This window comes from Flagellimonas sp. 2504JD4-2 (assembly GCF_053642935.1).
Genome location: NZ_JBSIOV010000001.1, coordinates 1,083,952 through 1,110,829, shown reverse-complemented (window position 1 = coordinate 1,110,829; position 26,878 = coordinate 1,083,952). Strand labels below are relative to the sequence as shown.

28 protein-coding genes and 1 tRNA gene are annotated in these 26,878 nt (G+C 40.5%); 9 read left to right on the top strand and 20 right to left on the bottom strand.

Features of this window, described 5'->3' with window-relative positions; all coding sequences use genetic code 11:
• The first annotated feature begins 138 nt into the window (after positions 1-138).
• Positions 139-1,305, top strand: coding sequence for a 30S ribosomal protein S2 (gene rpsB / locus ACULLH_RS05050; protein ID WP_454087632.1), 1,167 nt, complete (start codon positions 139-141; stop codon positions 1,303-1,305).
• Between the two features lie 73 nt (positions 1,306-1,378).
• Complete coding sequence (gene tsf, locus ACULLH_RS05045) at positions 1,379-2,203, top strand: translation elongation factor Ts (RefSeq protein WP_454087631.1); 825 nt, start codon at positions 1,379-1,381, stop codon at positions 2,201-2,203.
• A gap of 64 nt (positions 2,204-2,267) precedes the next feature.
• On the opposite strand, the gene ACULLH_RS05040 is transcribed toward tsf, so the two are convergent.
• From ACULLH_RS05040 to ACULLH_RS05025, 4 genes are read right to left on the bottom strand one after another with little or no spacing between them, the layout of a single operon-like run.
• Complete coding sequence (locus ACULLH_RS05040; RefSeq protein ID WP_454087630.1) at positions 2,268-3,083, bottom strand: DUF4097 family beta strand repeat-containing protein; 816 nt, start codon at positions 3,081-3,083, stop codon at positions 2,268-2,270.
• A gap of 4 nt (positions 3,084-3,087) precedes the next feature.
• Positions 3,088-3,951 carry a DUF4097 family beta strand repeat-containing protein gene (locus ACULLH_RS05035; protein ID WP_454087629.1) on the bottom strand — a complete coding sequence of 288 codons (864 nt, stop codon included), beginning with the start codon at positions 3,949-3,951 and terminating at the stop codon, positions 3,088-3,090.
• A 60-nt stretch (positions 3,952-4,011) separates the two neighbouring features.
• The gene (locus ACULLH_RS05030) at positions 4,012-4,809 is read right to left on the bottom strand and encodes a hypothetical protein (protein WP_454087628.1); all 798 of its coding nucleotides are present in this window, start codon (positions 4,807-4,809) and stop codon (positions 4,012-4,014) included.
• A gap of 1 nt (position 4,810) precedes the next feature.
• Positions 4,811-5,338: an RNA polymerase sigma factor gene (locus tag ACULLH_RS05025; protein WP_454087627.1), complete on the bottom strand. Its 528-nt coding sequence runs from the start codon at positions 5,336-5,338 to the stop codon at positions 4,811-4,813.
• Between the two features lie 188 nt (positions 5,339-5,526).
• Here ACULLH_RS05025 and pyrH point away from each other — a divergent pair, with 188 nt between their 5' ends.
• The 6 genes from pyrH to ACULLH_RS04995 all read left to right on the top strand — a co-directional run bounded on the left by pyrH (position 5,527) and on the right by ACULLH_RS04995 (position 12,936).
• Complete coding sequence (pyrH, locus tag ACULLH_RS05020; protein ID WP_454087626.1) at positions 5,527-6,234, top strand: UMP kinase; 708 nt, start codon at positions 5,527-5,529, stop codon at positions 6,232-6,234.
• 42 nt (positions 6,235-6,276) lie between these two features.
• Complete coding sequence (frr, locus tag ACULLH_RS05015; protein WP_454087625.1) at positions 6,277-6,831, top strand: ribosome recycling factor; 555 nt, start codon at positions 6,277-6,279, stop codon at positions 6,829-6,831.
• Between the two features lie 75 nt (positions 6,832-6,906).
• Entirely contained in the window at positions 6,907-9,303 is a 2,397-nt protein-coding gene (locus ACULLH_RS05010) for an efflux RND transporter permease subunit (protein ID WP_454087624.1), read from the top strand.
• A gap of 90 nt (positions 9,304-9,393) precedes the next feature.
• Positions 9,394-10,827 carry an asparagine--tRNA ligase gene (gene asnS / locus ACULLH_RS05005; RefSeq protein WP_454087623.1) on the top strand — a complete coding sequence of 478 codons (1,434 nt, stop codon included), beginning with the start codon at positions 9,394-9,396 and terminating at the stop codon, positions 10,825-10,827.
• A 46-nt stretch (positions 10,828-10,873) separates the two neighbouring features.
• Positions 10,874-12,331, top strand: coding sequence for an RNA polymerase factor sigma-54 (gene rpoN, locus ACULLH_RS05000; RefSeq protein ID WP_454087622.1), 1,458 nt, complete (start codon positions 10,874-10,876; stop codon positions 12,329-12,331).
• Positions 12,331-12,936, top strand: coding sequence for a hypothetical protein (locus ACULLH_RS04995; RefSeq protein ID WP_454087621.1), 606 nt, complete (start codon positions 12,331-12,333; stop codon positions 12,934-12,936). The genes rpoN and ACULLH_RS04995 overlap by 1 nt, the downstream gene beginning before the upstream one ends.
• Here the strand turns inward: ACULLH_RS04995 and ACULLH_RS04990 are convergent.
• The 11 genes from ACULLH_RS04990 to ACULLH_RS04940 all read right to left on the bottom strand — a co-directional run bounded on the left by ACULLH_RS04990 (position 12,931) and on the right by ACULLH_RS04940 (position 19,892).
• The gene (locus tag ACULLH_RS04990; RefSeq protein ID WP_454087620.1) at positions 12,931-13,617 is read right to left on the bottom strand and encodes a porin family protein; all 687 of its coding nucleotides are present in this window, start codon (positions 13,615-13,617) and stop codon (positions 12,931-12,933) included. The two genes, ACULLH_RS04995 and ACULLH_RS04990, sit on opposite strands and share 6 nt — an antisense overlap.
• Before the next feature lie 73 nt (positions 13,618-13,690).
• Positions 13,691-14,173: an ExbD/TolR family protein gene (locus tag ACULLH_RS04985; protein ID WP_454087957.1), complete on the bottom strand. Its 483-nt coding sequence runs from the start codon at positions 14,171-14,173 to the stop codon at positions 13,691-13,693.
• Positions 14,174-14,182: 9 nt separating this feature from the next.
• Complete coding sequence (locus ACULLH_RS04980) at positions 14,183-14,803, bottom strand: ExbD/TolR family protein (protein WP_454087619.1); 621 nt, start codon at positions 14,801-14,803, stop codon at positions 14,183-14,185.
• A gap of 154 nt (positions 14,804-14,957) precedes the next feature.
• The gene (locus ACULLH_RS04975; RefSeq protein WP_454087618.1) at positions 14,958-15,440 is read right to left on the bottom strand and encodes an ExbD/TolR family protein; all 483 of its coding nucleotides are present in this window, start codon (positions 15,438-15,440) and stop codon (positions 14,958-14,960) included.
• A gap of 12 nt (positions 15,441-15,452) precedes the next feature.
• On the bottom strand, positions 15,453-16,058 hold the full coding sequence (locus tag ACULLH_RS04970; protein ID WP_454087617.1) for an ExbD/TolR family protein: 606 nt from the start codon (positions 16,056-16,058) through the stop codon (positions 15,453-15,455).
• A 12-nt stretch (positions 16,059-16,070) separates the two neighbouring features.
• Positions 16,071-16,508 (bottom strand): hypothetical protein, encoded by a 438-nt coding sequence (locus ACULLH_RS04965; protein WP_454087616.1) that lies wholly within the window; start codon positions 16,506-16,508, stop codon positions 16,071-16,073.
• A 26-nt stretch (positions 16,509-16,534) separates the two neighbouring features.
• The gene (locus ACULLH_RS04960) at positions 16,535-17,269 is read right to left on the bottom strand and encodes a MotA/TolQ/ExbB proton channel family protein (RefSeq protein WP_190811073.1); all 735 of its coding nucleotides are present in this window, start codon (positions 17,267-17,269) and stop codon (positions 16,535-16,537) included.
• 79 nt (positions 17,270-17,348) lie between these two features.
• A tRNA-Ser gene (locus ACULLH_RS04955) sits at positions 17,349-17,436 on the bottom strand.
• Between the two features lie 66 nt (positions 17,437-17,502).
• The gene (locus ACULLH_RS04950; RefSeq protein WP_454087956.1) at positions 17,503-18,534 is read right to left on the bottom strand and encodes an asparaginase; all 1,032 of its coding nucleotides are present in this window, start codon (positions 18,532-18,534) and stop codon (positions 17,503-17,505) included.
• Position 18,535: 1 nt separating this feature from the next.
• On the bottom strand, positions 18,536-19,303 hold the full coding sequence (locus ACULLH_RS04945) for a TatD family hydrolase (RefSeq protein WP_454087615.1): 768 nt from the start codon (positions 19,301-19,303) through the stop codon (positions 18,536-18,538).
• 13 nt (positions 19,304-19,316) lie between these two features.
• Positions 19,317-19,892 (bottom strand): hypothetical protein, encoded by a 576-nt coding sequence (locus ACULLH_RS04940; RefSeq protein ID WP_454087614.1) that lies wholly within the window; start codon positions 19,890-19,892, stop codon positions 19,317-19,319.
• Positions 19,893-19,931: 39 nt separating this feature from the next.
• Here ACULLH_RS04940 and ACULLH_RS04935 point away from each other — a divergent pair, with 39 nt between their 5' ends.
• Positions 19,932-20,444: a retropepsin-like aspartic protease gene (locus tag ACULLH_RS04935; protein ID WP_454087613.1), complete on the top strand. Its 513-nt coding sequence runs from the start codon at positions 19,932-19,934 to the stop codon at positions 20,442-20,444.
• Between the two features lie 79 nt (positions 20,445-20,523).
• Here ACULLH_RS04935 and ACULLH_RS04930 read toward each other — a convergent pair whose 3' ends face one another.
• From ACULLH_RS04930 to ACULLH_RS04910, 5 genes are all read right to left on the bottom strand, one after another.
• Complete coding sequence (locus ACULLH_RS04930; protein WP_454087612.1) at positions 20,524-21,000, bottom strand: hypothetical protein; 477 nt, start codon at positions 20,998-21,000, stop codon at positions 20,524-20,526.
• Positions 21,001-21,060: 60 nt separating this feature from the next.
• Entirely contained in the window at positions 21,061-22,281 is a 1,221-nt protein-coding gene (odhB, locus tag ACULLH_RS04925) for a 2-oxoglutarate dehydrogenase complex dihydrolipoyllysine-residue succinyltransferase (protein ID WP_454087611.1), read from the bottom strand.
• Positions 22,282-22,308: 27 nt separating this feature from the next.
• Complete coding sequence (locus ACULLH_RS04920; RefSeq protein WP_454087610.1) at positions 22,309-25,104, bottom strand: 2-oxoglutarate dehydrogenase E1 component; 2,796 nt, start codon at positions 25,102-25,104, stop codon at positions 22,309-22,311.
• A gap of 98 nt (positions 25,105-25,202) precedes the next feature.
• Positions 25,203-25,559, bottom strand: a complete 357-nt coding sequence (locus tag ACULLH_RS04915; protein WP_454087609.1) for a hypothetical protein — start codon at positions 25,557-25,559, stop codon at positions 25,203-25,205.
• A gap of 32 nt (positions 25,560-25,591) precedes the next feature.
• The gene (locus tag ACULLH_RS04910; RefSeq protein WP_454087608.1) at positions 25,592-26,869 is read right to left on the bottom strand and encodes an amidohydrolase family protein; all 1,278 of its coding nucleotides are present in this window, start codon (positions 26,867-26,869) and stop codon (positions 25,592-25,594) included.
• Positions 26,870-26,878 lie beyond the last annotated feature (9 nt).

Here is a 26,878-nt window from a genome sequence, read left to right as displayed (position 1 = left end):
AACCAAGTTGTCGTTGTTCCAAAAAGGAAAAAAAATCGACTTTTTGGAATTTAGTTTAGCATCTAAATGGGTAGGGCGAGCAAATTTGCGACCACCAATCCATTGCTACTACAACGGAACGTAAACTAATTACAAAAAATGGCAAACATTGAAGTAAAAGACTTACTAGAAGCAGGTGTGCATTTCGGACACCTAACAAGAAAGTGGAATCCCAACATGTCTCCTTATATCTACATGGAGCGTAACGGAATCCACGTCATCAACCTTTACAAAACAGTTGCAAAACTTGATGAGGCCAATGAGGCCCTCAAGAAAATTGCTGCATCTGGCCGAAAAATCCTTTTCGTAGCCACCAAAAAGCAAGCAAAAGACATTGTCGCGGATAAAGTATCCAAAGTAAACATGCCTTACATCACTGAAAGATGGCCAGGTGGTATGTTGACCAACTTTGTTACTATTCGTAAAGCAGTTAAAAAAATGGCTGCGATTGACCGCATGAAGAAAGATGGTACTTTCAACACCCTTTCCAAGAAAGAGCGATTGCAAGTTGACCGTCTTCGTGCAAAATTGGAGAAAAACCTTGGCTCCATTGCAGACATGACAAGATTGCCTGGTGCAATTTTCATCGTGGATACCATGAGGGAGCACATTGCAGTGAAGGAAGCTCAAAAATTGAACATTCCAATTTTTGCAATGGTCGACACAAACTCTGACCCAAGACCAATCGATTATGTTATTCCCGCAAATGATGATGCCGGGAAATCAATCGAGGCTATCCTAACCGAGGTGACCAATGCAGTTGCCGAGGGATTGGCAGATCGTAAGAACGAAAAGCAGGAAGAAAAAGGAACCGAAGCTAAAGCTGAAACCAAGACAGAAGCTCCTGTAGAAACTGCGGCTCCAGCTAAAGCTGAAAAAGCCCCTGCCAAAGCTGAAGAAGCTCCAGCGGTTGAAGAAAAACCAGAACCAAAGGCAAAAGAAGAAGCTGCCCCAAAAAAGGAAGCTGCTGAGGTCAAAGAAGAACCAAAAGCAACCAAGGCAAAAGCTGCCAAAGCAGATGATTTGACCAAAGTTGAAGGTGCTGGACCCAAAGCTGCCGAAGCATTAATTGCTGCTGGCATCGATACTTTTGCAAAATTGGCAAAAGCTGACCCAGAAAAAATCAAGGAGATTTTGACTGAGGCTAGCTCAAGAATGGCTCATTTAGACCCTACATCATGGCCTAAGCAGGCACAAATGGCTGCCGATGGCAAATGGGATGAACTAAAAGAATGGCAAGACAACGCCAAAGGTGGGGTTGAATAGCCAATATTTACTGGACAACGTCTAACAATGCACTCTAAGAGTGCCACTTTAATAAATTTAAAAAGAGAGAAAAATGGCAAAGATTACCGCCGCAGAAGTAAATAAATTAAGAAAGACCACCGGAGCTGGAATGATGGATTGCAAAAAGGCCTTGGTTGAAGCAGATGGTGATTTTGAAAAAGCAATAGAAATCCTTAGAAAAAAAGGTCAAAAAGTTGCAGCCAAAAGAGCCGACAGAGATTCTTCCGAAGGTGCAGCTATTGCTAAAGTCAATGCCGACAATTCAAAAGGCGTTGTAATTTCTTTGAACTGTGAAACAGATTTCGTTGCAAAAAACGAAAGCTTTGTTACACTTGCCAATGAATTGGCCGATGTTGCTTTGGATTCTGATGACAAAGATGCTTTCTTGGCATCTGCATTCAACGGGATGACAGTCGCTGAAAAATTGACTGAGCAAACTGGTGTTATCGGTGAGAAAATCGAAATCGGAAGTTTTGAAAAATTAGATGCTCCCTTCGTTGGTTCGTATATCCATGCAGGAAATAAAATCGCTACTTTGGTTGGTTTGTCCGCCAATGTAGATGGTGCTGCCCAAGCCGCTAAAGATGTAGCCATGCAGGCTGCAGCTATGAATCCTGTCGCTTTGAACGAAGAAGGTGTTGATCAATCCGTTATCGACAAGGAAATCGAGATCGCTAAAGATCAATTGCGTCAAGAAGGTAAGCCAGAAGCAATGTTGGACAATATTGCCAAAGGAAAATTGAAGCGTTTCTTTAAAGACAATACTTTGATCAACCAGGCTTTCATCAAAGATAGCAAGCAAAGTGTTGCCCAATATGTGAAATCTGTAGATTCCAGCTTGGAAGTAACCGGTTTCCAAAGAGTAGCTTTGGGATAACCAAAAGCATATGAAACAAAAAAACCGCTACTATGTAGCGGTTTTTTTTTGCCTAAGCTTATTGCTATTTTGATTTAATAAGAATATCCCCATTAAATGTCTTGAACAGCATTTCAGGACCACCCCCATTAATCTTTCCTTGCACCCACTGCTCTATCTTAACTTTATAAGTTCCGGAGGAATTATTTTTATTCACCTCTGGTTGATTGGCCGAAACTTGCATATCAAAATCCGTATAAATGTCTCCCATGTCCGTCTTCGCCTTAACATCGGCCTTCAAAGAGTTGGGGAAGGTAATGTCCAAATCTCCATTCAAACTACTAAAGGCCATATTTGCATCCCCTGAAATACTATTAAAATCAACCTTTATATTACCATTTACGGTATCCGTTGAAGCGGAACCACTCACCGATTTCAGTGTAATCCCCCCATTTACATTGCTGATTTCCATTTCCCCGCTAACACCTTCAACATAAATATTGCCTTCATTTACGGTTGACAATTTAAGTGCAAAGTTCTTGGGAACTTTTACTTGTAGATTGGTAGCTCTGTTCCATTGTTCATTGATTACGCGCACCACATTGTTTTTTTCCTCCGCACTTATGTCCAAGGATGAATTCTCAATTCTCTTCATCCCGTCACGTTTATGCTCTTTCCCATAATGTTCTTTTTTGTTCTCAAAGGAAGCTTTTATAATCACCTCATTACCATCATATGCGACCACATTTATCGAACCGGAAAGTTGATCTATGACCAGTTTTCCGGGAGCCGAAGCATCACTTAAGGGAATTGAAAACAGATCAATGCTCGTTTCCTGTGCTGAAAGATTGCCCATTACTGCGAGCGCAATCAATACTATAACTAATTTGAAGTTTTTCATGACTTTATATTTTTTTGATGAATACATTTCCGTTCAGCGTTTCAAAATCAAAATCGACTTGTCCATTTCCAATCTGAACTATGGGTCTGGCTTCGTACTTATATTTTGGTTTATGCTCCCCACTTGAATTTTTCCGGGTTTTCATATACTGTTTATTAATATCAAAATCCGTAAACATCTCCCCATTCATACTTTTAAAGGAAATCTTGGCCGAAAGTGCTTTTTGATATGAAATATTGATATCCCCATTTAAGGAGTAATACTCCGAGGAACCCGTTGGATTGTTGGCATAGGTGATATTGACAGGCCCGTTGATACAATTTACCAGCGTTTTTCCGGTTACATTGGTCAAGGTGATGCCCCCATTAATATTCCGGGCTTTGATAGAGCTGCCTCGCGTATTTTCAACTAAAACCTCACCGTTATTCACGGTACCCACATCAACTTTGGCGGCATAAGGCACTTTAACGCTAAAGTTCAACCTGTGTTCATAGGCAAGTTCTTCATTATTGTTGCACCAATTATACCTAAGATTGTTTTTGTCGAATTCCATATACGGTGCATCTGGATGTAAAATCACCCCTTTTTTATCCTTAACAACCATAAGTTGAAGCTCTTGCTTTCCCAATTCCAAACCTTCAGAGTCATCGGACATGATTATTTTTTCAACCTCTACCAAAACCTTGTTTCCATTATATCCTTCGACGGAAATAGATCCAAAAATGTTTCTGATGATTAGGCTGTTCTCTGATTCCGGAGCAAACGAAATTTCCTTTTTAATTTTTTCCGTAAGCTTCTTTTGTTGTGCTTTTGAGCTTGGCATTCCCATAAAAAGGACAATACAAGCCATTGTGATTAACTGTTTCATCGTTTTAAAAATTTGACTGTTCGTGATTTGATTTATTCCCAAAGGGAATGATTGATTTATTTAGATAATGGATTCTATGGATTTTCTAATTTTCTTCTTCACCGTTGTATCCAACTGTTTTTCTTGTAACAATTGTTTAAAGGGTTCAATGGACGACTTCTCCTGCAAGGCCACCATTAGATTGGCCAAGGTTACCTGTAATATGGGTGATTCTTGATGCGGGATGGATTGTACCAATCCCTGCCGGACCACTGGGTCATCCACATAATTTGTCAAGGATTCAACGGCCGCCAACCTCACGTTAACATTGGAGTCGTTGTTCAGCGTTTGAAGCAAAGCCATAATTACTTTCTCATCAACAGCATCAAATTTATTTGCCTCACTTACGCCCTGTAATCTTTGATTTGCCGAAGGTTGGTCCAAAAGCGTCAACACCAGCTTTTGTCTCACATGCTCAGTCTCTTCATTGACCATCGCCGGGTTTGTATTTTTGGTCTGATTCCCCAAATTCAAATAATGCCCTATTCCGAAACCCATTGCCAGCAGTAGAATTCCATAAGCCAGTTGCGGTTTAAAGATTGTCGTTATCCATCCCTTGAATACATTCAGAGTATTTTTCTCCTTTGTTTTTTCCACTTCTTCATAGAGCATTGAAAAGAAGGTTTCATCCATTTTCCCAGATGGTAGGGGAGCGTCCAGGTCATTTACGCTTTTTAAGGTGTTGGATAGCTCATTAAATTCGGTTGCATATTCAGGATTCTCGTCGAGGAAATTTTTAAAATCTTTTTTCTCCTTTTCGGACATTTGCCCCGAAAGAAAATCCATCACTTGTATTTCAAACTTTTCTTTGTTCATCATCTCATGCGATTTCCAATTGTAAAAAAATCGTTCTTAAATCTTTTAGGGCACGGTGCACCCTAACCTTTGCAGCTCCTTCTGAGCATCCAATAATTTGCGCTATTTCACTAAACTTTAATTCTCTATACTTGCTCAACACCAACAACTCTCTTTTCTCCCCAGGCAACATGGACAATGCCTGCTTTAGGGCAGCCTTGTTTCCCTCTATCTCGTGGTCAACATTTAATTGGTCCTCAGTCACCAATTTCAACTCATCCGGCGCAATCCCAGATGAAAGGTTTTGTTTTGCCATTTTCTTGTGATGGTCATAATGCACGTTTCTGGCCATCCTAAACATCCAAGCTGCAAAAGCACCTTCTCCGGAATAAGATTTTCTATATTTTAAAATCCTTACAAAGACATTTTGGACCAAATCCTCACTTACTGATGGGTTGTTTCCCAGATTGTAGAAAAATCCAAATAGCCTTTTTTTATGTCTCTCGTACAACAACCCCAACTTGTCCAAGTCCCCACTCTTGACTTTGAGCATTAACGAATTGTCGGTTAGGTTTTGCAACGGGCTACTATTTTTGGCTGTTTGAAGGATATACTTTTGTTTTTTGAAAAGGTTACAAAATGTATGATTTTTTTCTTCAAATTATTCTTGGGCGATCTCTTTTTCGATTAGTTTGCCGTAAATAATTTTGATTATTTTTGTCCCGACTTCAACATATCTCAATGCAATACAAAAGAATTTTATTAAAACTAAGTGGTGAGGCCCTAATGGGTGAACAGCAATACGGAATTGACGCAAAAAGACTTTCGGAATACGCGGAAGACATCAAAGCTGTTGTTGCAAAAGGTGTTGAAGTAGCCATTGTAATTGGTGGAGGCAATATTTTTAGGGGCCTCTCCGGAGCGAGTCAGGGAATGGACCGTGTTCAAGGAGACCATATGGGAATGTTGGCCACAGTCATCAACGGATTGGCCTTACAAAGTGCCTTGGAAATCCAAGGTGTGGAGACAAGGCTCCAATCTGCCGTTAAAATCAATGAGGTGGCAGAACCTTTTATCCGAAGGAGAGCTATCCGTCATTTGGAAAAAGGTAGAGTGGTAATTTTTGGAGGTGGAACAGGGAATCCGTATTTCACAACAGATTCAGCAGCGGTATTAAGGGCGATTGAGGTAAAAGCCGATGTTATCCTTAAGGGAACACGAGTAGATGGAATTTACACCTCGGACCCTGAAAAAGACAAAACAGCGACCAAGTTTGATAGTATTTCCTTTAATGATGTGCTTTCCAAAGGGCTTAAAGTGATGGATACCACGGCATTCACACTAAGCCAAGAAAACGAATTGCCCATTGTGGTCTTTGACATGAACACAAGAGGAAATCTAATGAAAATAGTTTCCGGCGAAAATATAGGAACCGTGGTAAATATTTAAGTTGGCATACAGTTTGAATGCAGTAAATAAAGTTCAAAAATTATGGAAGAAGAAGTAATATTTATACTAGACAGTGCCAAAGAGAGCATGGAGGGTAGCATTTCCCACCTTGAAAAGGCTTTGGTTAAAATTCGTGCTGGAAAAGCTAGTCCGGTTATGTTATCTACGGTCATGGTAGAATATTATGGTTCCCAGACCCCTCTTTCACAAGTTTCTAATATTAACACTCCAGATGCCAGAACACTTTCTGTTCAACCCTGGGAAAAAAATATCCTTTCGGATATTGAAACTGCCATCATAAATTCGAACTTGGGCTTTAATCCTATGAACAATGGTGAAATGATCATCATCAACGTTCCTCCCCTAACCGAAGAACGAAGGATTCAACTGGTTAAACAGGCTAAATCAGAAGCCGAGGATGCCAAGGTCAGTATTCGTAGTGCCAGACAAGAGGCCAACAAGGAGCTTAAATCCCTAGATATCTCTGAAGATCGGTTAAAGAATGCCGAGGTTGACGTCCAAGACCTTACCGATAACTACAGCAAAAAAGTAGATACTATTTTTGGGGTTAAGGAAGGCGAAATAATGAAGGTATAATCTTACGTCATATCCAATTACATTCTCTAGGAACACAACTTATCATTTTCTACCTTTGCGCCCAATAAAACCGGTATGGTAGCTAAGCTAACAAAAGGATTTTGGCCAAGGGTCGCACGGATAATTTTAAGAAATAGGATTCTCATCCTTCTGTGTGTCGCAGCTTTTACGGTTTTTTTGGGTCTTCAGTGGAAACATATGCGGTTTTCCAATACTGAGGCCAACATACTTCCTGATGACCATCCTGCCACAGTGCAATACAATGCGTTCAAAAGTATATTTGGTGAAGAAGGAAACGCCATAGTTCTTGGTATTCGTGACTCCACGCTTTTTACCCCAAGCAAATTCAATCGCTGGAATAAGCTGAGCAAACAACTGGAAGCATTTCCGGAAATTGACTTCGTGGTTTCCACCGACAATCTTAAAGTCTTGATCAAAGACAATGAGAAGCAGGTTTTTGTTATGGAACCTCTAATCAAGGAGACTCCAAAGACCAAAAACGAGGTTGATAAGCTCAAAAATCACCTTTTTAATGAACTTCCGTTTTACGACAATCTTATCTTTAATGCAGAAAGTGGAACCGTCCAGACCATAGCTTATTTGGATAAGGATATCATGAACACCACTGTTCGAAATGAGTTTATTTTAAATGATCTTGCCGATTTGGTCGAGAATTTTGAAAAAGAAACCAATCTTGATGTTCATATTTCTGGCATGCCCTATATCCGAACATGGAATGCCAAGGCCATTGTAGACGAAATTGGATTATTTGTTGGAGCAGCCCTTTTGGTGACTTCTATCATTTTCTTTTTCTTTTTCAGGAGCTTCCGGGCCACTTTGATTTCAATGTGTGTCGTTATAATTGGTGTAATGTGGGCTTTAGGTATATTAGGGTTGTTCCAGTTTGAGATTACCATTCTAACCGCTCTAATTCCACCCTTGATCATTGTTATCGGAATCCCGAATTGCATTTTCTTGATTAACAAATATCAACAAGAGGTCAAAAAACACGGAAACCAAGCACTTTCATTGCAGCGAGTTATTTCCAAAATTGGAAATGCCACCTTAATGACCAACATTACCACTGCTTCAGGGTTTGCCACATTCATAATCTTGGATAGTGACCTACTAAAAGAGTTTGGTATCGTGGCTTCAATCAATATCTTGTGCATTTTCATTCTATCTTTATTAATCATTCCCATCCTGTATAGTTTTATGCCGCTTCCCAAAACGAAGCATTTGAAGCATTTGAACAAAAAATGGATCGATCTTTTCGTAAATTGGATGGAACGCATGGTAAGACACCATCGGATTGCGGTCTATATTACAACCGTTGTCGTTTTGATTCTAAGCATCATTGGAATCTACCAAATTGAAATTACCGGAAGTCGTATTGAAGATTTGCCCAAGGATACACACTACTTCAAGGATATCCAATTTTTTGAGGAAGAATTTGATGGTATAATGCCTATGGAAATTGTAGTGGATACCAAACGAAAAAATGGAGCTTCAAAACCAGCCACCTTGAAAAGAATGGACCGTTTGGGTACTGTAATTGAGGAAACCCCGGAGCTTTCAAAACCTGTTTCCTTGGTTAACCTAGTAAAATATTCCAAACAAGCTTTTTACAACGGCATTCCAAAATATTATCAACTGCCTACCTCCCAGGAGAACACCTTTATCATGGATGTTGTCCGAAAATCTGAAAATGATGGAGATCTTTTGGAAAGCTTTGTTGATAGTACAGGTCAAACCGCACGAGTAACCACCTTTATGCGAGACGTGAAAATTGATCGTATGGAGGAAATTGAGGAAGACATGCAAGAGGCCATTGCAAAAATCTTCCCCTCCGAAAGGTTCAACGTTTTTATGACCGGAAAGGCGTTGCTTTTCTTAAAAGGAACCAAATACTTGGTGAAAAATCTATTGCTCTCCCTGGCGCTCGCCATAGGTTTGATTTCATTGTTTATGGCCTATTTGTTCCGTTCGTTCCGAATGATCATCATATCACTCGTTCCCAACCTGTTACCCTTGGTGATCACAGCCGGCTTAATGGGCTATCTAGGAGTCCCTATAAAACCTTCAACCATTTTGGTATTTAGCATCGCCTTCGGAATATCCGTTGATGATACCATTCACTTCCTGGCAAAATATCGGCAAGAATTGGCCACGCACAAATGGCACATAAAACGGTCTGTTTATGCAGCCCTCCGCGAAACCGGTGTGAGTATGTTTTACACCTCTATAGTACTTTTCTTTGGTTTCTCCGTTTTTATCATCTCAAGTTTTGGCGGGACCAAGGCTTTGGGTGGGTTGGTTTCCGCAACCCTACTCTTTGCGATGTTGGCAAATCTGATCTTGTTGCCATCCCTTCTACTTTCTTTGGAACGTAGTATTGCCAATAAAGAAGTACTTAAAAAGCCGCAAATTGATATTTTGCCGAAGGAAGAAGTCAGCGTTAAGGACAAATAGCGTCTTTCCTCAGCATAAATATGCCTTATCCATTGCCCTCATATTTCATCAAAAAGCTATCTTTACCGCTTAATTTTACGATAAGCTGAAATGAACTCTTATTCCATTAAAGAACTGCTTAAAAAGCAACCTGTTGGAGAAAATGTTGAAGTAAACGGATGGGTAAAGACATTCCGTAGCAACCGCTTTATTGCGTTAAATGACGGTTCTACCATCCATAATCTGCAATGCGTTGTTGACTTTGAAAATTTTGAAGAGAGTTTGCTGAAACAAGTATCCACCGGAGCTGCTTTGAAGGTAACCGGAACCCTTGTTGAAAGTCAGGGAAGAGGACAAAGTATCGAAATCCAGGCTACCGACATTTTTGTTCATGGCGGTGCAGATCCGGAGACATACCCTATTCAGCCCAAGAAGCATTCTTTGGAATTTTTAAGGGAAAAAGCACATCTTAGGGTACGTACCAATACATTTTCGGCAGTTATGCGGGTTCGTTCCGTGCTGGCATTTGCCATCCATAACTATTTCCAACAAAATGGATTCTACTATATGCATGCACCCATTGTTACCGGTTCGGATGCAGAAGGCGCAGGTGAAATGTTTAGGGTGAGTACATTGGATGCGAAAAATCCGCCAGTGGGTGATAATGGCGAGGTGGACTATAGCCAAGATTTCTTTGGAAAGGAAACAAACCTTACTGTTTCCGGGCAGTTGGAAGCTGAGACCTACGCTATGGGATTGGGTAAAGTGTACACCTTTGGACCTACTTTTAGAGCCGAAAACTCCAACACTTCAAGACACCTTGCAGAGTTTTGGATGATAGAACCCGAAGTGGCTTTTTATGATTTGGATGCCAACATGGATTTGGCAGAGGATTTCATCAAATCCATTATTCAATATGTTTTGGATAACTGTGAAGATGACCTTCAATTTTTGGAAAAACGCCTTTTGGATGAGGAAAAATCCAAACCCCAAAACGAGCGTTCTGAAATGGCCCTTATAGAAAAACTGAAATTTGTTGTTGACAATAATTTCAAACGTGTCACCTATACCGAGGCGATTGATATTCTAAAGAACAGCAAGCCCAATAAGAAAAAGAAATTCCAGTTTCCAATTGATGAATGGGGTGCTGACCTGCAAAGTGAGCACGAGCGATTTTTGGTGGAAAAACATTTTAAATGTCCGGTTATTCTTTTTGATTACCCCGCCAACATCAAAGCATTCTATATGCGATTGAACGAAGATGGAAAAACGGTTCGTGCGATGGACGTGCTGTTCCCTGGAATAGGTGAAATTGTAGGTGGTTCGCAACGTGAAGAGCGCTTGGAGGTACTACAACAGAAAATCAAAGCTCTGGACATCGACGAAAAGGAACTTTGGTGGTATTTGGACTTAAGACGTTTTGGTACAGCGGTGCACAGTGGATTCGGACTCGGGTTTGAACGTATGGTACAGTTCGCTACCGGAATGGGAAATATTAGGGATGTAATACCCTACCCCAGAACCCCACAAAATGCCGAGTTTTAAATTGAATTCTTAAATTTATAAGAAGGAAGATTGCAAATCAATCCTAATGCTAAAACAACATTTACAGTTTAAGCTTTCCCAAAAACTATCTCCTCAACAAATTCAGTTGATGAAGTTGATTCAATTGCCTACTCAGGCTTTTGAGCAGCGATTGAAACAGGAGTTGGAAGAAAATCCTGCATTGGAAAGTGGAAAGGCTGAAAATGATACTTTGGAGGATGGATATGAGGATGCTTATGACGATTCTGCTGATAGTGAGAGCATCTCCGCGGATGAAATCAATATAGATGATTATCTAAGCGACGATGAGATTCCGGATTACAGGACCCAAACCAGTAATTACAGCCCGGATGATGATGAAAAAAGCATTCCATATGCTGCAGGAATGTCCTTTAATCAATATCTGATCAATCAGCTCAATACCGTTTATTTGGATGACGAGGAATGGGCGATTGCTGAATTTTTGGTGGGCAGTGTCGATGAAAGCGGTTATATACGCAGGCCGTTAACGGATATCATGGATGATTTGGCCTTCACCCAAAATATATATGTAGAGGAAGGTAAAATTGAGGCCGTCCTCAGGACCGTTCAAGAATTGGATCCTCCTGGTGTGGCTGCCCGTTCTTTGGACGAATGCCTAATTCTTCAACTTAAGCGAAAAGAGAAAACTCCTTCCGTAGAACTGGCCATTTCCATTTTGGAAAAGTCCTTTGATCAATTCACAAAAAAGCACTATTCCAAACTATTGCAAAAGCACCATATCGGTGAAGAAGAGTTAAAAGATGCTATCTCGGAAGTTGAAAGGTTAAATCCTAAGCCCGGCGGTTCCTATGCAGGGAATACCCGTATCATCGAACATATTGTTCCTGATTTTTCAATTAAAATTGTTGAAGGAGAGCTTGAGCTGACCCTGAATGGCAGAAATGCTCCGGAACTGCATGTTTCCAAGGAATACAGTAATATGTTGCAGGGCTATAAAAATTCCAAGGAAAAGTCGAAATCCCAAAAGGATACGGTATTGTTCATCAAACAGAAGCTTGATGCGGCGAAATGGTTTATCGATGCTATTAAACAGCGTCAACAAACTTTGTACGTTACCATGAGTGCCATTATGAACTACCAAAAAGATTACTTTTTGAGTGGTGATGAACGAAGATTACGACCCATGATCCTAAAGGATATAGCTGATCAAATTGATATGGATGTCTCCACGGTATCCCGGGTTGCGAATAGCAAGTATGTAGACACTCCCTATGGCACCAAACTAATTAAGGAGTACTTCTCCGAAGCCATGAAAAATGAGCAGGGAGAAGATGTCTCGACCAAGGAAATCAAAAAGATATTGGAGACGGTTATCCGTGATGAGGAAAAGAAAAAGCCACTAACCGACGATAAATTAGCCAAAATCTTAAAGGAACGTGGATACCCTATTGCACGTCGAACAGTAGCTAAGTATAGGGAACAGTTGGGAATACCTGTTGCCCGGCTTAGAAAGCAAATCTGATGGGACATTTTCTCAACATCATTTCCTATATATTCCATCCCTTGTTCATTCCGATAGGTGGAACCGTGTTTTACTTCTTGGTTACTCCCAAAGCGAGTTCCCTAGAGATTCAAAGCGGTAACATTTTGCCCATTTTTATCCTCACCGTAATCATTCCTATCATATTCTTTCTGATCTTGAAGAATCTTGGGGTGATCAACTCCATCTTTTTGCCCACTGTACAGGAAAGAAAGTATCCATTATATATTAGCTGCGTGCTGTTATTGATGATTCTCTACAAAGTAATCCCGAACAACTATGTGCATGAGTTGTTTTACTTTTTTACCGGGCTACTTACCGCTACAGGAGCCGCTTTGATTCTTTTGTTTTTAAAATTTAAGACCAGCATCCATCTTTTGGGTATGGGAAGCCTCTTAATGTTCATGATTGGTCTGAGCATCCATTTTGAAATCAATATTACCTTGGCCATAAGTATTTTTACCTTGCTCACAGGTCTGGTGGCCACCTCAAGATTGTACCTCAAGGCCCATAGTCGTGTTGAATTATTGATTGGGTTTTTAATTGGGTTTTGCTCCCAGCTGCTTACGCTTAAATACTGGTTATAAAATGTAGAAAATTACTCCTATCCGGAGTACACGAAGGTCGATAGCTTCTCCTCCATCAACCATAACACTATCTTCCAACAAGGGATTTAAACTATAGTAGGCATGGACATTCCAGGTATTGTATCCAAAACTTAGGATCAAACCATATTGTAGTTTTTGAATGTTCTCATTGGAAAACCCTGATTTGCCCGTATCTGTCAACAATCTCGATTTTCCGGAGAACACGTAGCCCAATTTGGCCCCGGTATATATTCTCCAAAATTTATAATCGCTGGCCGTAGAAGTCCTCCATCTTAGCTCAAAGGGCATTTCAACAGCATGTGTCTCGAACTTGCTCCTGCGAAAGCCCTCCACTCCCCCGATTTGATATGTGATGTCGTTGTTGGCTTGTTGTGCAACAATATTGCTATAGTACGAGTTTGTGGCATAGCCCAACCCGATACCAATGCCAAAATTTCTCATTGGAGTGAAAGGGATATCCTTGATAAAACCGGCCTGAAGGTTATACGATAAACTGGATTGCGTCACATTGGTGGGTTTGTTCAGTAGGATATTGAACCCAAGGCCAACATAAAATTGATCCTCCAGATACTTTTCCCCATATTGTTTTTCAGTTTGATTTTCTTGGGAGTACCCAAAAAGAAAAAACATCAACAGTATTGGTACAAGGTAACGTTTCATGTAAAAATAGGGTTGATACTAAAAACAATCCAAATTACACATTTGGATTGTTTTTACACCTAACCTTTAAGGCTTATTGTAGTATTCTTTCGGGATTGCCCTCGTATGTGGTATAATTCACCTTGAGCAAGTTCACCTTTCGGAGTTCTTGCTTGATATCTGAAACAATACCTACGTTTACATTTTCATCAACCTTTAAGGAAACTGTGACCAAGTTTCGAATAGCATCCGGCTTTTTGGCCAATTCCTCAAGTACATAGGGTCCCACTTCATTGACATTTGCCAATCTGTTACCAAGTTGAATTTTTGGTTCTGTACCAAGAACACCCGCTAACTCTGGCGACGGTTTCCCTACAAAAACTTCTATTATCCTGTCCTTTTTTGTCAACTCCTTTACTTGATTTGCATGTGGAAGGTTATTATCCACAAGCAACGTATTATCCTTTATGGTCGTAACCGTCATAAAAAAGAACAGCAGCATAAATACAATATCCGGTAACGATGCGGTCGAAACCGCTGGGAGTCGACCTGTAGTTTTCTTTGAAAATTTCATAATTGACTCTCATTAAAGATTAAACTTGGTTTCGGCTTCTGATAGCTTCATCGGGTACATATCCCGGACCTCCAGTATTTCCTCCTTAAGCTTCTGCTTGGTTTTGGTGGATGTTTCGGGATCGGAATACATTTCCTCCATATCCATAAAGTTCCTATTGAACAATCTTTGTGCCTCCCTATTACGGAGTTCGGTATAGGCCGCTGTAAGCTCGTTCTGCACCTTTACATACATGCCATAACTCGCTTCGCGGTCGCTATTGAATGCAATAATCGCCTTTGTTGGATTATCAGAAGCATCAGGGCTTCTATCACCCTTGCAGTAGTTGCAATACCCATCATTGCCCATTGCTTCGCCTCCGTTGTCCAAAAAAGCAATAGCGGCGGACTTTAGGTCCTTAATCTCCATTAGTTCACTTTCAACCATAAGTTTATCGTTTTTGTTGAGCGTTACCCGAAAAATGTTTCTTTCAGGGATTTTTGGCGGAGGAGTAGTTTCTTCAGGTGGCAACTTTCGGTCGATACCGACATCAGTCTGAATGGTCGTGGTAACCAGAAAGAAGATCAATAACAAAAAGGCAATGTCAGCCATTGATCCCGCATTCACTTCTGGAATCTCATTGTTTCTAGCCATAATAAAATGTTTTGTTGGATTAATGATTCGATTTTATCCCAAAGGGATAATTATGTATCACAACAATTATTCCAAAGAACATGATACCATTAGGCACAAAAAAACGCTCCAAGTATTTCACTTGGAGCGTTCTTCACTAAATCTAAGTAATTGTCTACTGTAGGTTATTGAATGCATCTCCTTCGTAGGTCGTATAGTTGACCTTAAGGGCGTTCACCTCTCTAAGTTGTTGTTTAATATCAGCGATAAGACCCATATTGGCATCTTTATCAACTTTCAACGCAGTAGTCAAAACATTCTGTAATTCTTGTGGTTTTTTGGCACGCTCTGCCAAAATATAAGAACCAACCTCATCTACATTTGCAAACTTATCATTCAATTGGATTTTTGGCTCAGTACCAAAAACCTTTTGATATTCTTGCGTGGGTTTACCTACATAAATATAGATTACACGGTCTTTCTTCTCCAACTTTTTGATTTCAGTTGCGTTTGGAAGCGTATTCTCTACCAACAAAGAACTATCTTTCATCGTAGTTACCGTCATAAAAAAGAACAGTAACATGAACACGATATCTGGCAACGACGCGGTGGAAACCGCAGGCAAATCGCCATCTTTCTTTTTTGCAAACTTTGCCATACGTTATTTACTTTAGTTACTTGTTGTTTCTGCCTCCGACAATTTCTGTGGAAACATATCCTGAATTCGCTTTACTTTATCTTTTAGGTCATCTCTTACACTGGATGGAGTTTCCGGATTCAAATACTCCTGCTCCATTTCAGTAAAGTCACGACCAAAGACTTTTTGGGCTTCCCGATCTCTTAAATCGTTGTAAGCTCCAACCAATTCATTTTGCACGGTAATATAGGTGCTGTACTTGGTCTCACGATCATTCTTTAAGGAGATAATAGCCTTGGACGGATTATCTGAAGAAGCAGGGTCCTTTCTACCTTTACAGTAGTTACAGGAACCATCTGCCCCGTTCTCAAGAAACGCAACTGCTGCACTCCTTAAATCCTTAAGCTGCATCAACTCATCCTCTACCAACAATTGACCATTTTTATTGATGTTTACCGTAAAAATGTTCTTTTGTTTAATTACCACATCTTCTTCTGGCGGCTCCATAGGAGGCAACATACGGTCTAATCCTGCATCAGTTTCAATGGTTGTGGTAACCAAGAAAAAGATAAGCAACAGGAAAGCTATGTCTGCCATGGAACCAGCATTTACTTCTGGCGCTCCTTTTCTTCTAGGCATAACTTTAGGTTTTTACTTAACAAACATTTTCTTCAACCCTGGCAATACCATAAGTGCAACTGCTACAGCCGTAAGGATAAAGAAAACATTTAATCCCATTCCTATATTCTTAACTGTACTTTCGGTCGCTCCTTTATCAGCCATTGCATCGGCTACTGCTTTTGCTTCATCTCCAGAAGAAAGTCCGTAAGAAATAGCAACAACAATTGCTAAACCTCCAATGGCATACAATGCTTTTTTAAGGCTACCTGGAGTGGAAAGCAATTTTTTAAGTCCAAAAAATACTGTTGCGACAACGGCAATAGCCAACAGCAGATACATGATTATGAACATAAAGTTCATAGAACCACTGTTTATCGCATCTGGATCATCACTTGATGGCATACCAAACCACAGGGCAGTGGCTACCAGTCCGATGACAATCAGTACTATTTTAATTATTTTATTCATGATTCTCGATAGTTTTAATTTCGTAATTATTTCTTGTGCGCCGCCAACATATCTATTAAAGATATAGAGGAGTCTTCCATGTCATTTACGATACTATCGATTTTTGCAATGATGTAGTTGTAGAAAATCTGAAGGATAATTGCAGTGATCAAACCAAATACGGTTGTCAATAATGCCACCTGAATATCTCCAGCAATCAAAGATGCACTTAAGTTACCTACAGCAGCAATTTTCTGGAAGGCCGCAATCATACCGATTACCGTACCCATGAACCCAAGCATGGGAGCAATGGCGATAAATAGGGATAACCATGAAACGTTCTTTTCCAATTGTCCCATTTGAACACCTCCATAGGCAACAACAGCTTTCTCAGCAGATTCCAATCCTTCACCTGCTCTATCCAATCCTTGGTAGAAAATAGACGCAACAGGCCCTTTTGTGTTTCTGCACACTTCCTTGGCTGCTTCAACACCGCCAGATGCCAATGCATCTTCTACTTGTTGTTTAAGCTTAGCTGAATTTGTGCTAGCCAGATTCAAATAAATAATTCTTTCAATTGCAACCGCCAATCCCAAGATTAAACACAATAGTACAATTCCCATAAAGGCTGGTCCCCCTTGGATAAACTGTTCTTTTAATACTTGAGTGAAACCTTTGCTGGCTTCGGCCGCAGCTTCGTCTTGCAAGATAGCTGCTGATGCATTTGTAGTTCCCAAAACAAACATTCCGGCAGCAGCCAGAGTAAAGGATATTTTTTTCATTTCTTTCAAACTTAAATTTAGTTAGTTAATAATGTTAAAGATATAAAAATTTTATAATTGAAAAATTTAAAATACCTAGCAGAGAGGAAGGGATTCGAACCCTCGATACACTTTTGGTGTATACACACTTTCCAGGCGTGCGCCTTCGACCACTCGGCCACCTCTCTATTGTTATAGTTAGGCCGACCAATAAACAAAAAAATAATTAGTTAATAAAATTTAAGCAGTTAATTTTAGTGCATTTCACCACGTAAGGATGTCTCAAAAATTGTCTTGAAGAGTTCATTGGAAATTTTACTGCCCAACAGATACATTGCTTTGGTTATTGCTGCCTCGGTCGTAATGTCCTTTCCATTAATCAATTGCATCTCCTTTAGCTTTTCACTCGTTTCATAATGACCCATGGCAACACCCCCACCGGAACATTGGGTTACATTAATAATATGTAACCCTGCCGAAGTGGCTTTTTTCAACTCGTTCAGAAACCAAGGATCCATCGGAGCATTGCCTGCTCCATAGGTTTCAAGTATCAACGCTTTTAATCCGGGAATTCCCAAAATCGATTTCAAAACCGATTCATTAAGTCCTGGAAACAACTTTAATACGGTAATATTATCATCCATAATTTTATGGACCTGCAATGGTTTGTTTCGGTCGGGCCTTTTGAAGAGGTTTGTATAGTGCACATTTAAATGTACGCCCGATTCCACTAGAGGTGGGTGGTTCAGTGAGGCAAATGCCTCAAAATGTTCCGCGTTTATTTTAGTTGTCCGGTTGGCCCGATACAGTTTATACTCAAAATACAATCCCACTTCCTGAACTACGGACTTGCCTTTTTCTTGCAATGCCGCAATTTGAATCGAGGTAATAAGATTCTCCTTGGCATCGGTGCGCAAGTCACCAATGGGCAACTGGGAACCTGTAAAGATTACAGGCTTGCCAAGGTTCTCCAGCATAAAACTAAGCGCAGATGCCGAATAGCTCATAGTATCGCTTCCATGAAGCACCACGAACCCATCGTATTTTTCGTAATTGTCCTCAATCATCGTGGCTATGGTCACCCAATGCCCTGGATTCATGTTGGAAGAATCAATGGGTTCGTCAAAGGAGATCCCGGTTAGCTTACAATCAAGTTGATTTAATTCGGGAATATTGGATATCAGTTCCTTAAAATTGAATGCCTTCAGGGCGCCAGTTTTGTAATCCTTCACCATACCGATGGTACCTCCGGTGTAAATGAGCAGAATGTTGGTCTTGTTCTTCATACTATATGCCAAAAACTTGTTTGGAGTTCTTTGTGGTTATCGCCGCTATTTCGTCCATTGGCATTCCATAGATCAAAGCCAACTTTTCCAGCACCTTAATTATATAGGCGCTTTCATTCCGCTTTCCGCGATAGGGAACCGGGGCCAAATACGGCGAATCGGTTTCAAGAACGATATGTTTCAAATCAATTTCATTCAAAAACTTGTCTATTTTCCCATTCTTAAAAGTTGCAACTCCACCAATACCCAACTTCATATTAAAGGATATGGCCCTATGTGCTTGCTCCAACGTACCTGCAAAACAATGAAAAATCCCATAAAGGTCATCGCCTTTTTCCTGTTCCAGGATTTCGAAAATTTCATCGAAGGATTCACGACTATGAATCACAATGGGAAGTTGATATTTTTTTGCCAATCGAATCTGATACACAAAGGCCTCTTGTTGTTGCTTTAAAAATGTTTTATCCCAATAAAGGTCAATTCCAATCTCACCAACCGCATAAAAGCTTCGTTCTGAAAACAACCGTTCCACATGGGCCAGCTCTTCCTTGTAGTTTTCTTTGACATGTGTAGGATGTAATCCCATCATCAAGAATACGTTTTCAGGATATTTGTTTTCCAAATCAAGCATGGCATCGGTATAGGTGGAATCAATTGCCGGGATAAAGAAGCGCTGTACTCCCGAATCCAACGCATTTTGAATCACTGCATCTCGATCTTCGTCGAAAGCCTCGCTATACAAATGGGTATGGGTATCGGTAATAATCATCAATCTTTCTGTATTAATCCTTAATGACCTTTGCTTTCTGGTATCTGTCAATGGCTTCTTTAAGCTTCAATCCGCCTTTCAGGCTTTGGTCATATAAGAAACCATCCAAATCGGGAAACTCCTCAGCGGTCCACGAAACCAGCTCAGTTCTATTTCTATCCCATAAATCGCTATTAAAAGCGACATATTCTACGATATCGATACTAAAAATTCCCTTATCATTGAAATAGATCCGTTCTTGAGTAATCATAGGCTCCTCGTTTAAAAAGAGAATTCTTTTGCATTCTTTGGAAACTTTCATTTCGACAAAATCCTCCTTCAATTGCATATCCAAAATCTTGTATGTCGGGCTAAAAACAGAGTCCCATTGAAACAATGCGCGGTAATCCTTTTTAGAAAAAGCACTTTTGTAAACGAGTTCATTTAGCCGGACACTATCCGAGAAAAAAGAAGCCGCTTGCTGGTAATTCGATGAATTTAAGGCCCCAATATAATTTTTAGACCATTCGAGCCTATCAATTTCGTTGTTCGCTTGTTTGCACGAACCAAAGACAAAAGGTAGTATTAGGAGAAAATAAATCTTGCGCATGCCAATCAATTGCTTCCGCAAAAATAGGTTTATCTTTAGATGTTTATACGATTTGATTTGAATAAAAAAAAGTCCTTAAAGTCATCTAAAGGTGACAAAAGAAAGCATACGAAATCCCTCAAAAGGTTTTTAGGGTCCAAAAGTTACGTCAGCATCCCCTTGGTGCTTACCGAGACCAACCATTTTGAAATATCGGCAAAAATCAATGGAATCTCTGGTAGGTTTATTTTGGATACCGGAGCTTCGAACACTTGTGTGGGTATGGATAAAATTGATTTTTTTAAAATGGTTTCTGAGGTTTCAGAGATTAAAGCTGCCGGAGCGGGAGCAACAGAAATGGAAACCTTGGTCTCCTCAAAAAACAAAATTCAGATTGGGGAATGGAAAAGGAAAAAACAAAAAATCGTGCTTTTTGATTTGGTCCACGTAAACCAAGCCTTGACTTCCCATAATTCGCTTCCCGTTGATGGTATTATCGGGGCCGATGTCCTAAAAAAAGGAAAAGCGGTTATCGATTATGACAAAAAACTTTTATTCTTGAAGCCATTATAGGAAAGTACTCTTCCCATATGTTAACTTATAAACTTTCACAGATGCTCTTTCAAAATTTAAGAAGGGGAGTACTTGGTTTTTATTTATTCATTTTCCTTTGAACTTCTTTTTCCAAACTCAAATCAAAAAGTTGGGTTTTAGAGCATTGGTTGATCCAAAAAGACAATTGCTCCTTTTTATCAAGGGAATCGAACATTTTCTTTGGCAGATAGGGTCCTTTTTTTCCAAATACAATGTAACGTTTGTGCATTTCGAATTTAATTCCACAAGAAGCTTTACCCCCACTTGTATATAGATAAATTATCTTGTCTCTTTGAATACCTTTATATGATTCATGAACCTTTAATTTATATGCTATCAATCTGATCTGAGTTTTCGCACCGTCTTTGTCCCTAACAAATTTGGAAATCACATTCTTCCCTATCACATCCCCAACCATAACCAAATCAGAGCTCTCTATTTCAGCGGCGATAGAATTAGTCGAAACGCACTTACAATTGGGCACATCCCATATTTGCATAAATGCTACTGAAAGAATAATAACAAAGGTTTTCATTGCCTTCCAATTAATATTATTTCAAAAACCTTTCTCGCTATTAATAAGGGAAAACAGGATTTAAAGCTCCAATGCTTTTTTCACATTGCCATCCATCAACAATTCTTCTGGACTTTCGAGAGCTTCTTTAACAGCCACTAAAAATCCTACGGATTCTTTACCATCAATAATTCTGTGGTCATAGGAAAGGGCGACATACATTATAGGTGCTATGACTACCTGACCATCTTTGGCAATAGGACGTTCCACAATATTGTGCATACCTAAAATCGCACTTTGTGGAGGGTTTATAATTGGAGTTGACAGCATAGAACCAAAGACACCACCGTTGGTTATTGTAAACGTTCCACCTGTCATTTCATCCACAGTAATCTCACCTTCCCTTGCACGAATTGCCAATCGTTTTACCTCTGATTCAACTCCCCTAAAGGTCAGATTCTCCGCATTTCGGATAACTGGAACCATCAATCCTTTTGGACCGGAAACGGCAATACTGATATCGCAAAAATCATAGGATAGCATTTCTTTACCATCGATCATTGAGTTTACTGCGGGATACATTTCCAAAGCACGTACCACAGCTTTGGTAAAGAAGGACATGAATCCTAGACTCACCCCATGCTTTTCCTTGAAAGTTTCTTTATATTCTTTACGCAAAGCAAAAATTGGGGACATATCCACCTCATTGAAGGTGGTCAACATTGCAGTTTCGTTCTTGGCGGCAACCAAACGTTCGGCCACTTTTCTTCGAAGCATGGAAAGCTTAGAACGTGATTCTCCTCTATTTCCGCCTGTTGGGGTTCCCATTGAAGGAACTGCTTTTACCGCGTCATCCTTGGTTATACGCCCATCCCTTCCTGTTCCAGTAACAGAAGCGGCATCGATGCCCTTCTCATCCAAAATCTTTTTGGCCGCTGGGGATGGAGTCCCGGAGGCATATGTTTCCTTTTTAGCTTCAGCTTGTTTGGGAGCCTCGATCTTTGCAGGTTCTTCTTTAGCTTCCGTTTCTTCAGCTACTGGCGCAGCATCACCTTCCGGCTTGGCCGCACTGGTATCAATCAAACAAACTACCTCACCAACAGCAACTGCATCACCCTCCTCGGCTTTCAGGGTTATAATTCCACTTTCCTCAGCTGGAAGTTCCAATGTCGCTTTATCTGAATCTACTTCGGCAATTGCCTGGTCCTTCTCAACATAATCACCATCTTGAACCAGCCATTCTGCAATTTCCACCTCGGTTATCGATTCCCCCGGTGAGGGAACTTTCATTTCTAAAACCATTGTATTCTAGTTTTACACTTTTGTAATTTATCTTCTTACCATGTTGTCCTTGGACTTATCAAAGACATATTCTATAACTTGGGCATGTCTTCTCTGTGAGCGAACCGCACTACCCGCGGCCGGTGCTCCATAAAATCTTCTAGAAGCTACCCTAAATTGTTTTGCTTCGTCAAAATGCATCAACAAATGTCCCCATGCTCCCATGTTTCTAGGTTCTTCTTGGGCCCATACTACATCATCGGCATTTTTATATTTTTTGAGGATGCTTCTCATTTCCTTAGCTGGTAAAGGGAACAACTGTTCCAATCTAACCAAGGCTACATCATCCCGCTTTAATGCTTCTTTTTTGTCCAATAAATCATAGTAAAACTTACCGGTACAGAAGACCAATGTTTTCACTTTGGAAGCTGAAGCATCTACATCATCAATAATCATTTGGAAACTTCCTTTGGACATTTCTTCTTTTGTTGAAAGCACTTTTGGATGCCTCAACAAACTTTTTGGAGTGAAGACGACCAATGGCTTTCTAAATCCAGCTTTCATTTGTCTTCGCAACAAATGGAACATATTTGCCGGAGTGGTCACGTCGGCCACATACATATTATCCTTTGCGCACAATTGAAGGTAACGCTCCATACGGGCAGAGGAGTGTTCGGCTCCTTGACCTTCGTATCCATGTGGCAATAGCAGCACCAGTCCGTTTTGTAATTTCCATTTGTCCTCCGCAGAGGAAAGGTATTGGTCTATGACAATTTGAGCTCCGTTGCTAAAATCCCCAAATTGCGCTTCCCAAATCGTTAGGGTTTTCGGACTTGCCATGGCATAGCCATAATCAAATCCCATAACAGCATATTCAGACAACAAGGAATTGTAAATATGGAATTTCCCGTTTTGATTGCTACCCAATTCATTCAGCAAGGTAACTTCTTCCTCGTGCATTTCTGTTTTAATCACTGCATGCCGATGTGAGAACGTTCCCCGTTCCACGTCTTGACCAGTCATTCTAACATCGTAACCTTCCTCTATCAAAGAACCATAGGCCAACAATTCTCCCATGGCCCAGTCGAGTTGGTTATCCTCAAAATACATTTTGTTCCGAGCCCCTACCAATCGCTCCAATTTGCGCAAGAATTTCTTTCCTTCGGGAAGGGCTGTGATGCTCTTAGCAATGGCATCCAATTTTTTCTGTGGGTATGCCGTTTTGATATCTCCCAACATGGCATCTTCGGCAACTTGACCAAAGCCTTCCCACTCATCTTGCATGAACGGTGTAATTACCGTCTTTTCCACTTTACGTGAGTCCAACAAATCCTCTTCGAGGTTTTTCTTGTATTCTGTTTCCAGATTCTTTACAAAGTCCTTATCTATGATTCCCTCCGCAATCAATCGTTCCGCGTAAATGTCCCTTGGATTCTTATGTTTGGAAATGGATTTATACAGCAAAGGTTGGGTGAATTTAGGTTCATCACCTTCGTTATGGCCGTATTTTCTATATCCCAATAAGTCCAAAAAGACATCCCTTTTATACCGCATACGATATTCCAGTGCGAAAGTGGCCGCGTGCACTACGGCTTCGGCATCATCAGCGTTTACGTGAAGTACCGGAGATAGTGTCACCTTACCCACATCCGTACAATATGTAGACGATCTGGCGTCAAGGTAATTGGTTGTAAATCCAATCTGGTTGTTCACCACAATATGAATGGTTCCACCAGTATGGTATCCATCCAAGCGTGCCATTTGTATCACCTCGTAAACTATGCCTTGCCCCGCAAAGGCTGCATCACCATGCACCAAGATGGGCAGTACTTCAGAAACATTTTCTTCGTGGTGTCTATCCTGTTTTGCTCTAGCAATACCTTCAACAATTCCATTCACAGTTTCCAAATGGGAAGGGTTTGGAGCAATGTTCATATTGACCACTTTCCCCGAATCAGTTTCCCTTCTGGAAGTCCATCCCAAGTGATATTTTACATCGCCATCGAAAATGGTTTCTTCATAATCCTTTCCATCAAATTCACTGAAAATGTCCTTGGGCGATTTTCCAAAAATATTGGTCAACACATTCAAACGGCCTCGGTGGGCCATCCCCATTACAAATTGCTTCACTCCTGCACCTGCCGCCTTTTCGATAATTACGTCCAGCGCTGGAATCAAAGATTCCCCTCCTTCCAAAGAAAAGCGTTTTTGCCCCACATACTTGGTATGCAAAAAGCCTTCAAAAGAAACTGCTTCGTTAAGCTTTCTAAGAATGCTCTTCTTTTCCTCTGGTGTAAAATTTGGATGATTGTCATTGACATTCAGCCAATCCTGAATCCATTGGATACGTTCCGGGGTGCGAATATACATGTACTCCACACCGATGGCATCGCAATAAATCCGCTCTAAATGAGCAACGATTTCTTTGAGGGAACTTGGTCCCTTGCCTATGACTTTACCAGCATCAAATACCGTATCCAAATCCGCGTCGGAAAGCCCAAAATTGGACAAGTCCAAAGTTGGATCATATTTTCTTCTTTCACGAACAGGGTTTGTTTGCGTAAACAAGTGTCCACGGGTCCGATAGCCATCAATAAGCTTTATGACCTGAAATTCCTTTTGAAGTGATTGGGGAATTTCAACTTGTTGACCATTGGACAACGCCAAGGTTCCATTTGCTCCGGCAATATCGAGTTCATCCAAAGAACTCTCCAAGCCAAAATCGAATCCTTGAAAAAAAGCCCTCCAACTGGGCTCAAGGCTATCGGGGCTTGTTAGGTATTTATCGTATAGCTCCGCAAAAAATGAGGTATGCGCAGCATTTAAAAATGAATATTTATCCATTGACAGTTTTTAGCTAAAACCTATCCAAAAATTTAACCAAAAATACAACAAATACTATAGGTAGGTCAACAAACTTGGCCATATTTGACAAAATCTACCTAGGAGTTATATTTATGTTTGAACCAAACCTTCTGCCACTCTCTTTTGAGTATTAAAAAACACATCTCCGCAGATGCATCCGCAGCGTCGAGAGAGCTCATTTTTCTTACCTCTCCTTCCGATATGTCGACCACATATAGAAGATTTAAATATTGTTGAAATTTTTCCAGGATAAGAAAGTAGATCTTCTCACGAAGCACTTCCTTAAACCGCAGCGGTTCCATGTCTTCCGAAAGTTTTAAATCCACATTGGCCAAGGCAAAATCCTTTTGGATCTGTTGTAGCAATGTATGGAACAAAAGCTCCTTTTGTGCAGACTGTAATATTTCTAGGCTTGTATTGAAATTGGATTTCATGCTGTATTTACGTCCAATTTCTTGGACTGGACTTACTCTGATTTGTAAATTTTTCCCTCTTTCATCACAAAATTTACATTTTCCAGCGTCTTTACATTCTGCAACGGGTTTTCATCAACAGCAACAATATCGGCGATAAAACCTTCTTTTAATTGCCCCAGCTCATTTTTCATCCCCAGTAGTTCCGCATTGGTTATCGTAGCGGAACGCAACGCATCGATCACTGGCATGCCCGCTTCATACATATACGTAAATTCTTTTCCATTGTCTCCATGAGGTGATACACCAGCATCCGTACCAAAAGCAATAGGTACTCCTTTTTCATAGGCTTTTTTGAAATTCTTCTCACTTACCGGACCAATCTCCCTAGCTTTTTTAGCAACAATTGGAGGTAAAAAGCCCGGAATTTCCGCCATTTGCGCAGTAGTTTTACCTGCAGAGATAGTCGGCACAAGGTAGGTGTTGTGCTTAACCATCAAATCCATGGTGGGTTCTTTCATCAACGTACCGTGCTCTATTGTTTTTATGCCCGCTTTGATAGCTCTTCGCATTCCTTCATCACCATGGGCATGAGCAGCGGTCAGCATTCCATAATCTTTCGCTGTTTCAACGATGGCTTCGATTTCTTCAACGGTAAACTGAGGATTCTGTCCGCTTTTAGCCACACTTAAAACCCCTCCAGTAGCTGTTATTTTAATGACATCGGCTCCATCTTTATAGCGTTGTCGAACGGCTTTTCGAGCATCTTCCGCGGAGTTAACCACACCTTCTTTTGGACCGGGGTCACCCATTAAGGAAATTTTCATCCCATTGGTTGGGTCAGCATGACCTCCGGTAGTCCCAATTGCTTTACCCGCAGTGAAAATTCGTGGCCCTACCACTAAGCCCTTTGCTATAGCTTTGCGCAGTGCAATATTTACCCCAGAGCCACCCAAGTCGCGAACAGTAGTAAAACCAGCCAGTAAAGTTCGTTTTGCGTATACTGTGGACTGAAATGCCACATCAGCATCATTTTTAGTGAAACGATCCAAGTAACGGGTAGGATTTGATTCTCCTTCAATATGAACATGCATATCAATGAATCCCGGAAGAACGGTTTTGTCCTTCAAATCAACTATTACATCATCGGCATCCCCGACCTGATAGCCATTTTGAATTGACTTAATGGTTTTTCCGGAGACAACAATGGTTTTTTCAGAAAGTATCTTTCCAGAATTTACATCAACAATGTTTCCGCAATGCAAATAAGTATCCTGGGCCAATGCCACGGAACAGCATAGCAAAAAAGAAAATAAAAGGGATTTTTTCATTGGTTTGAA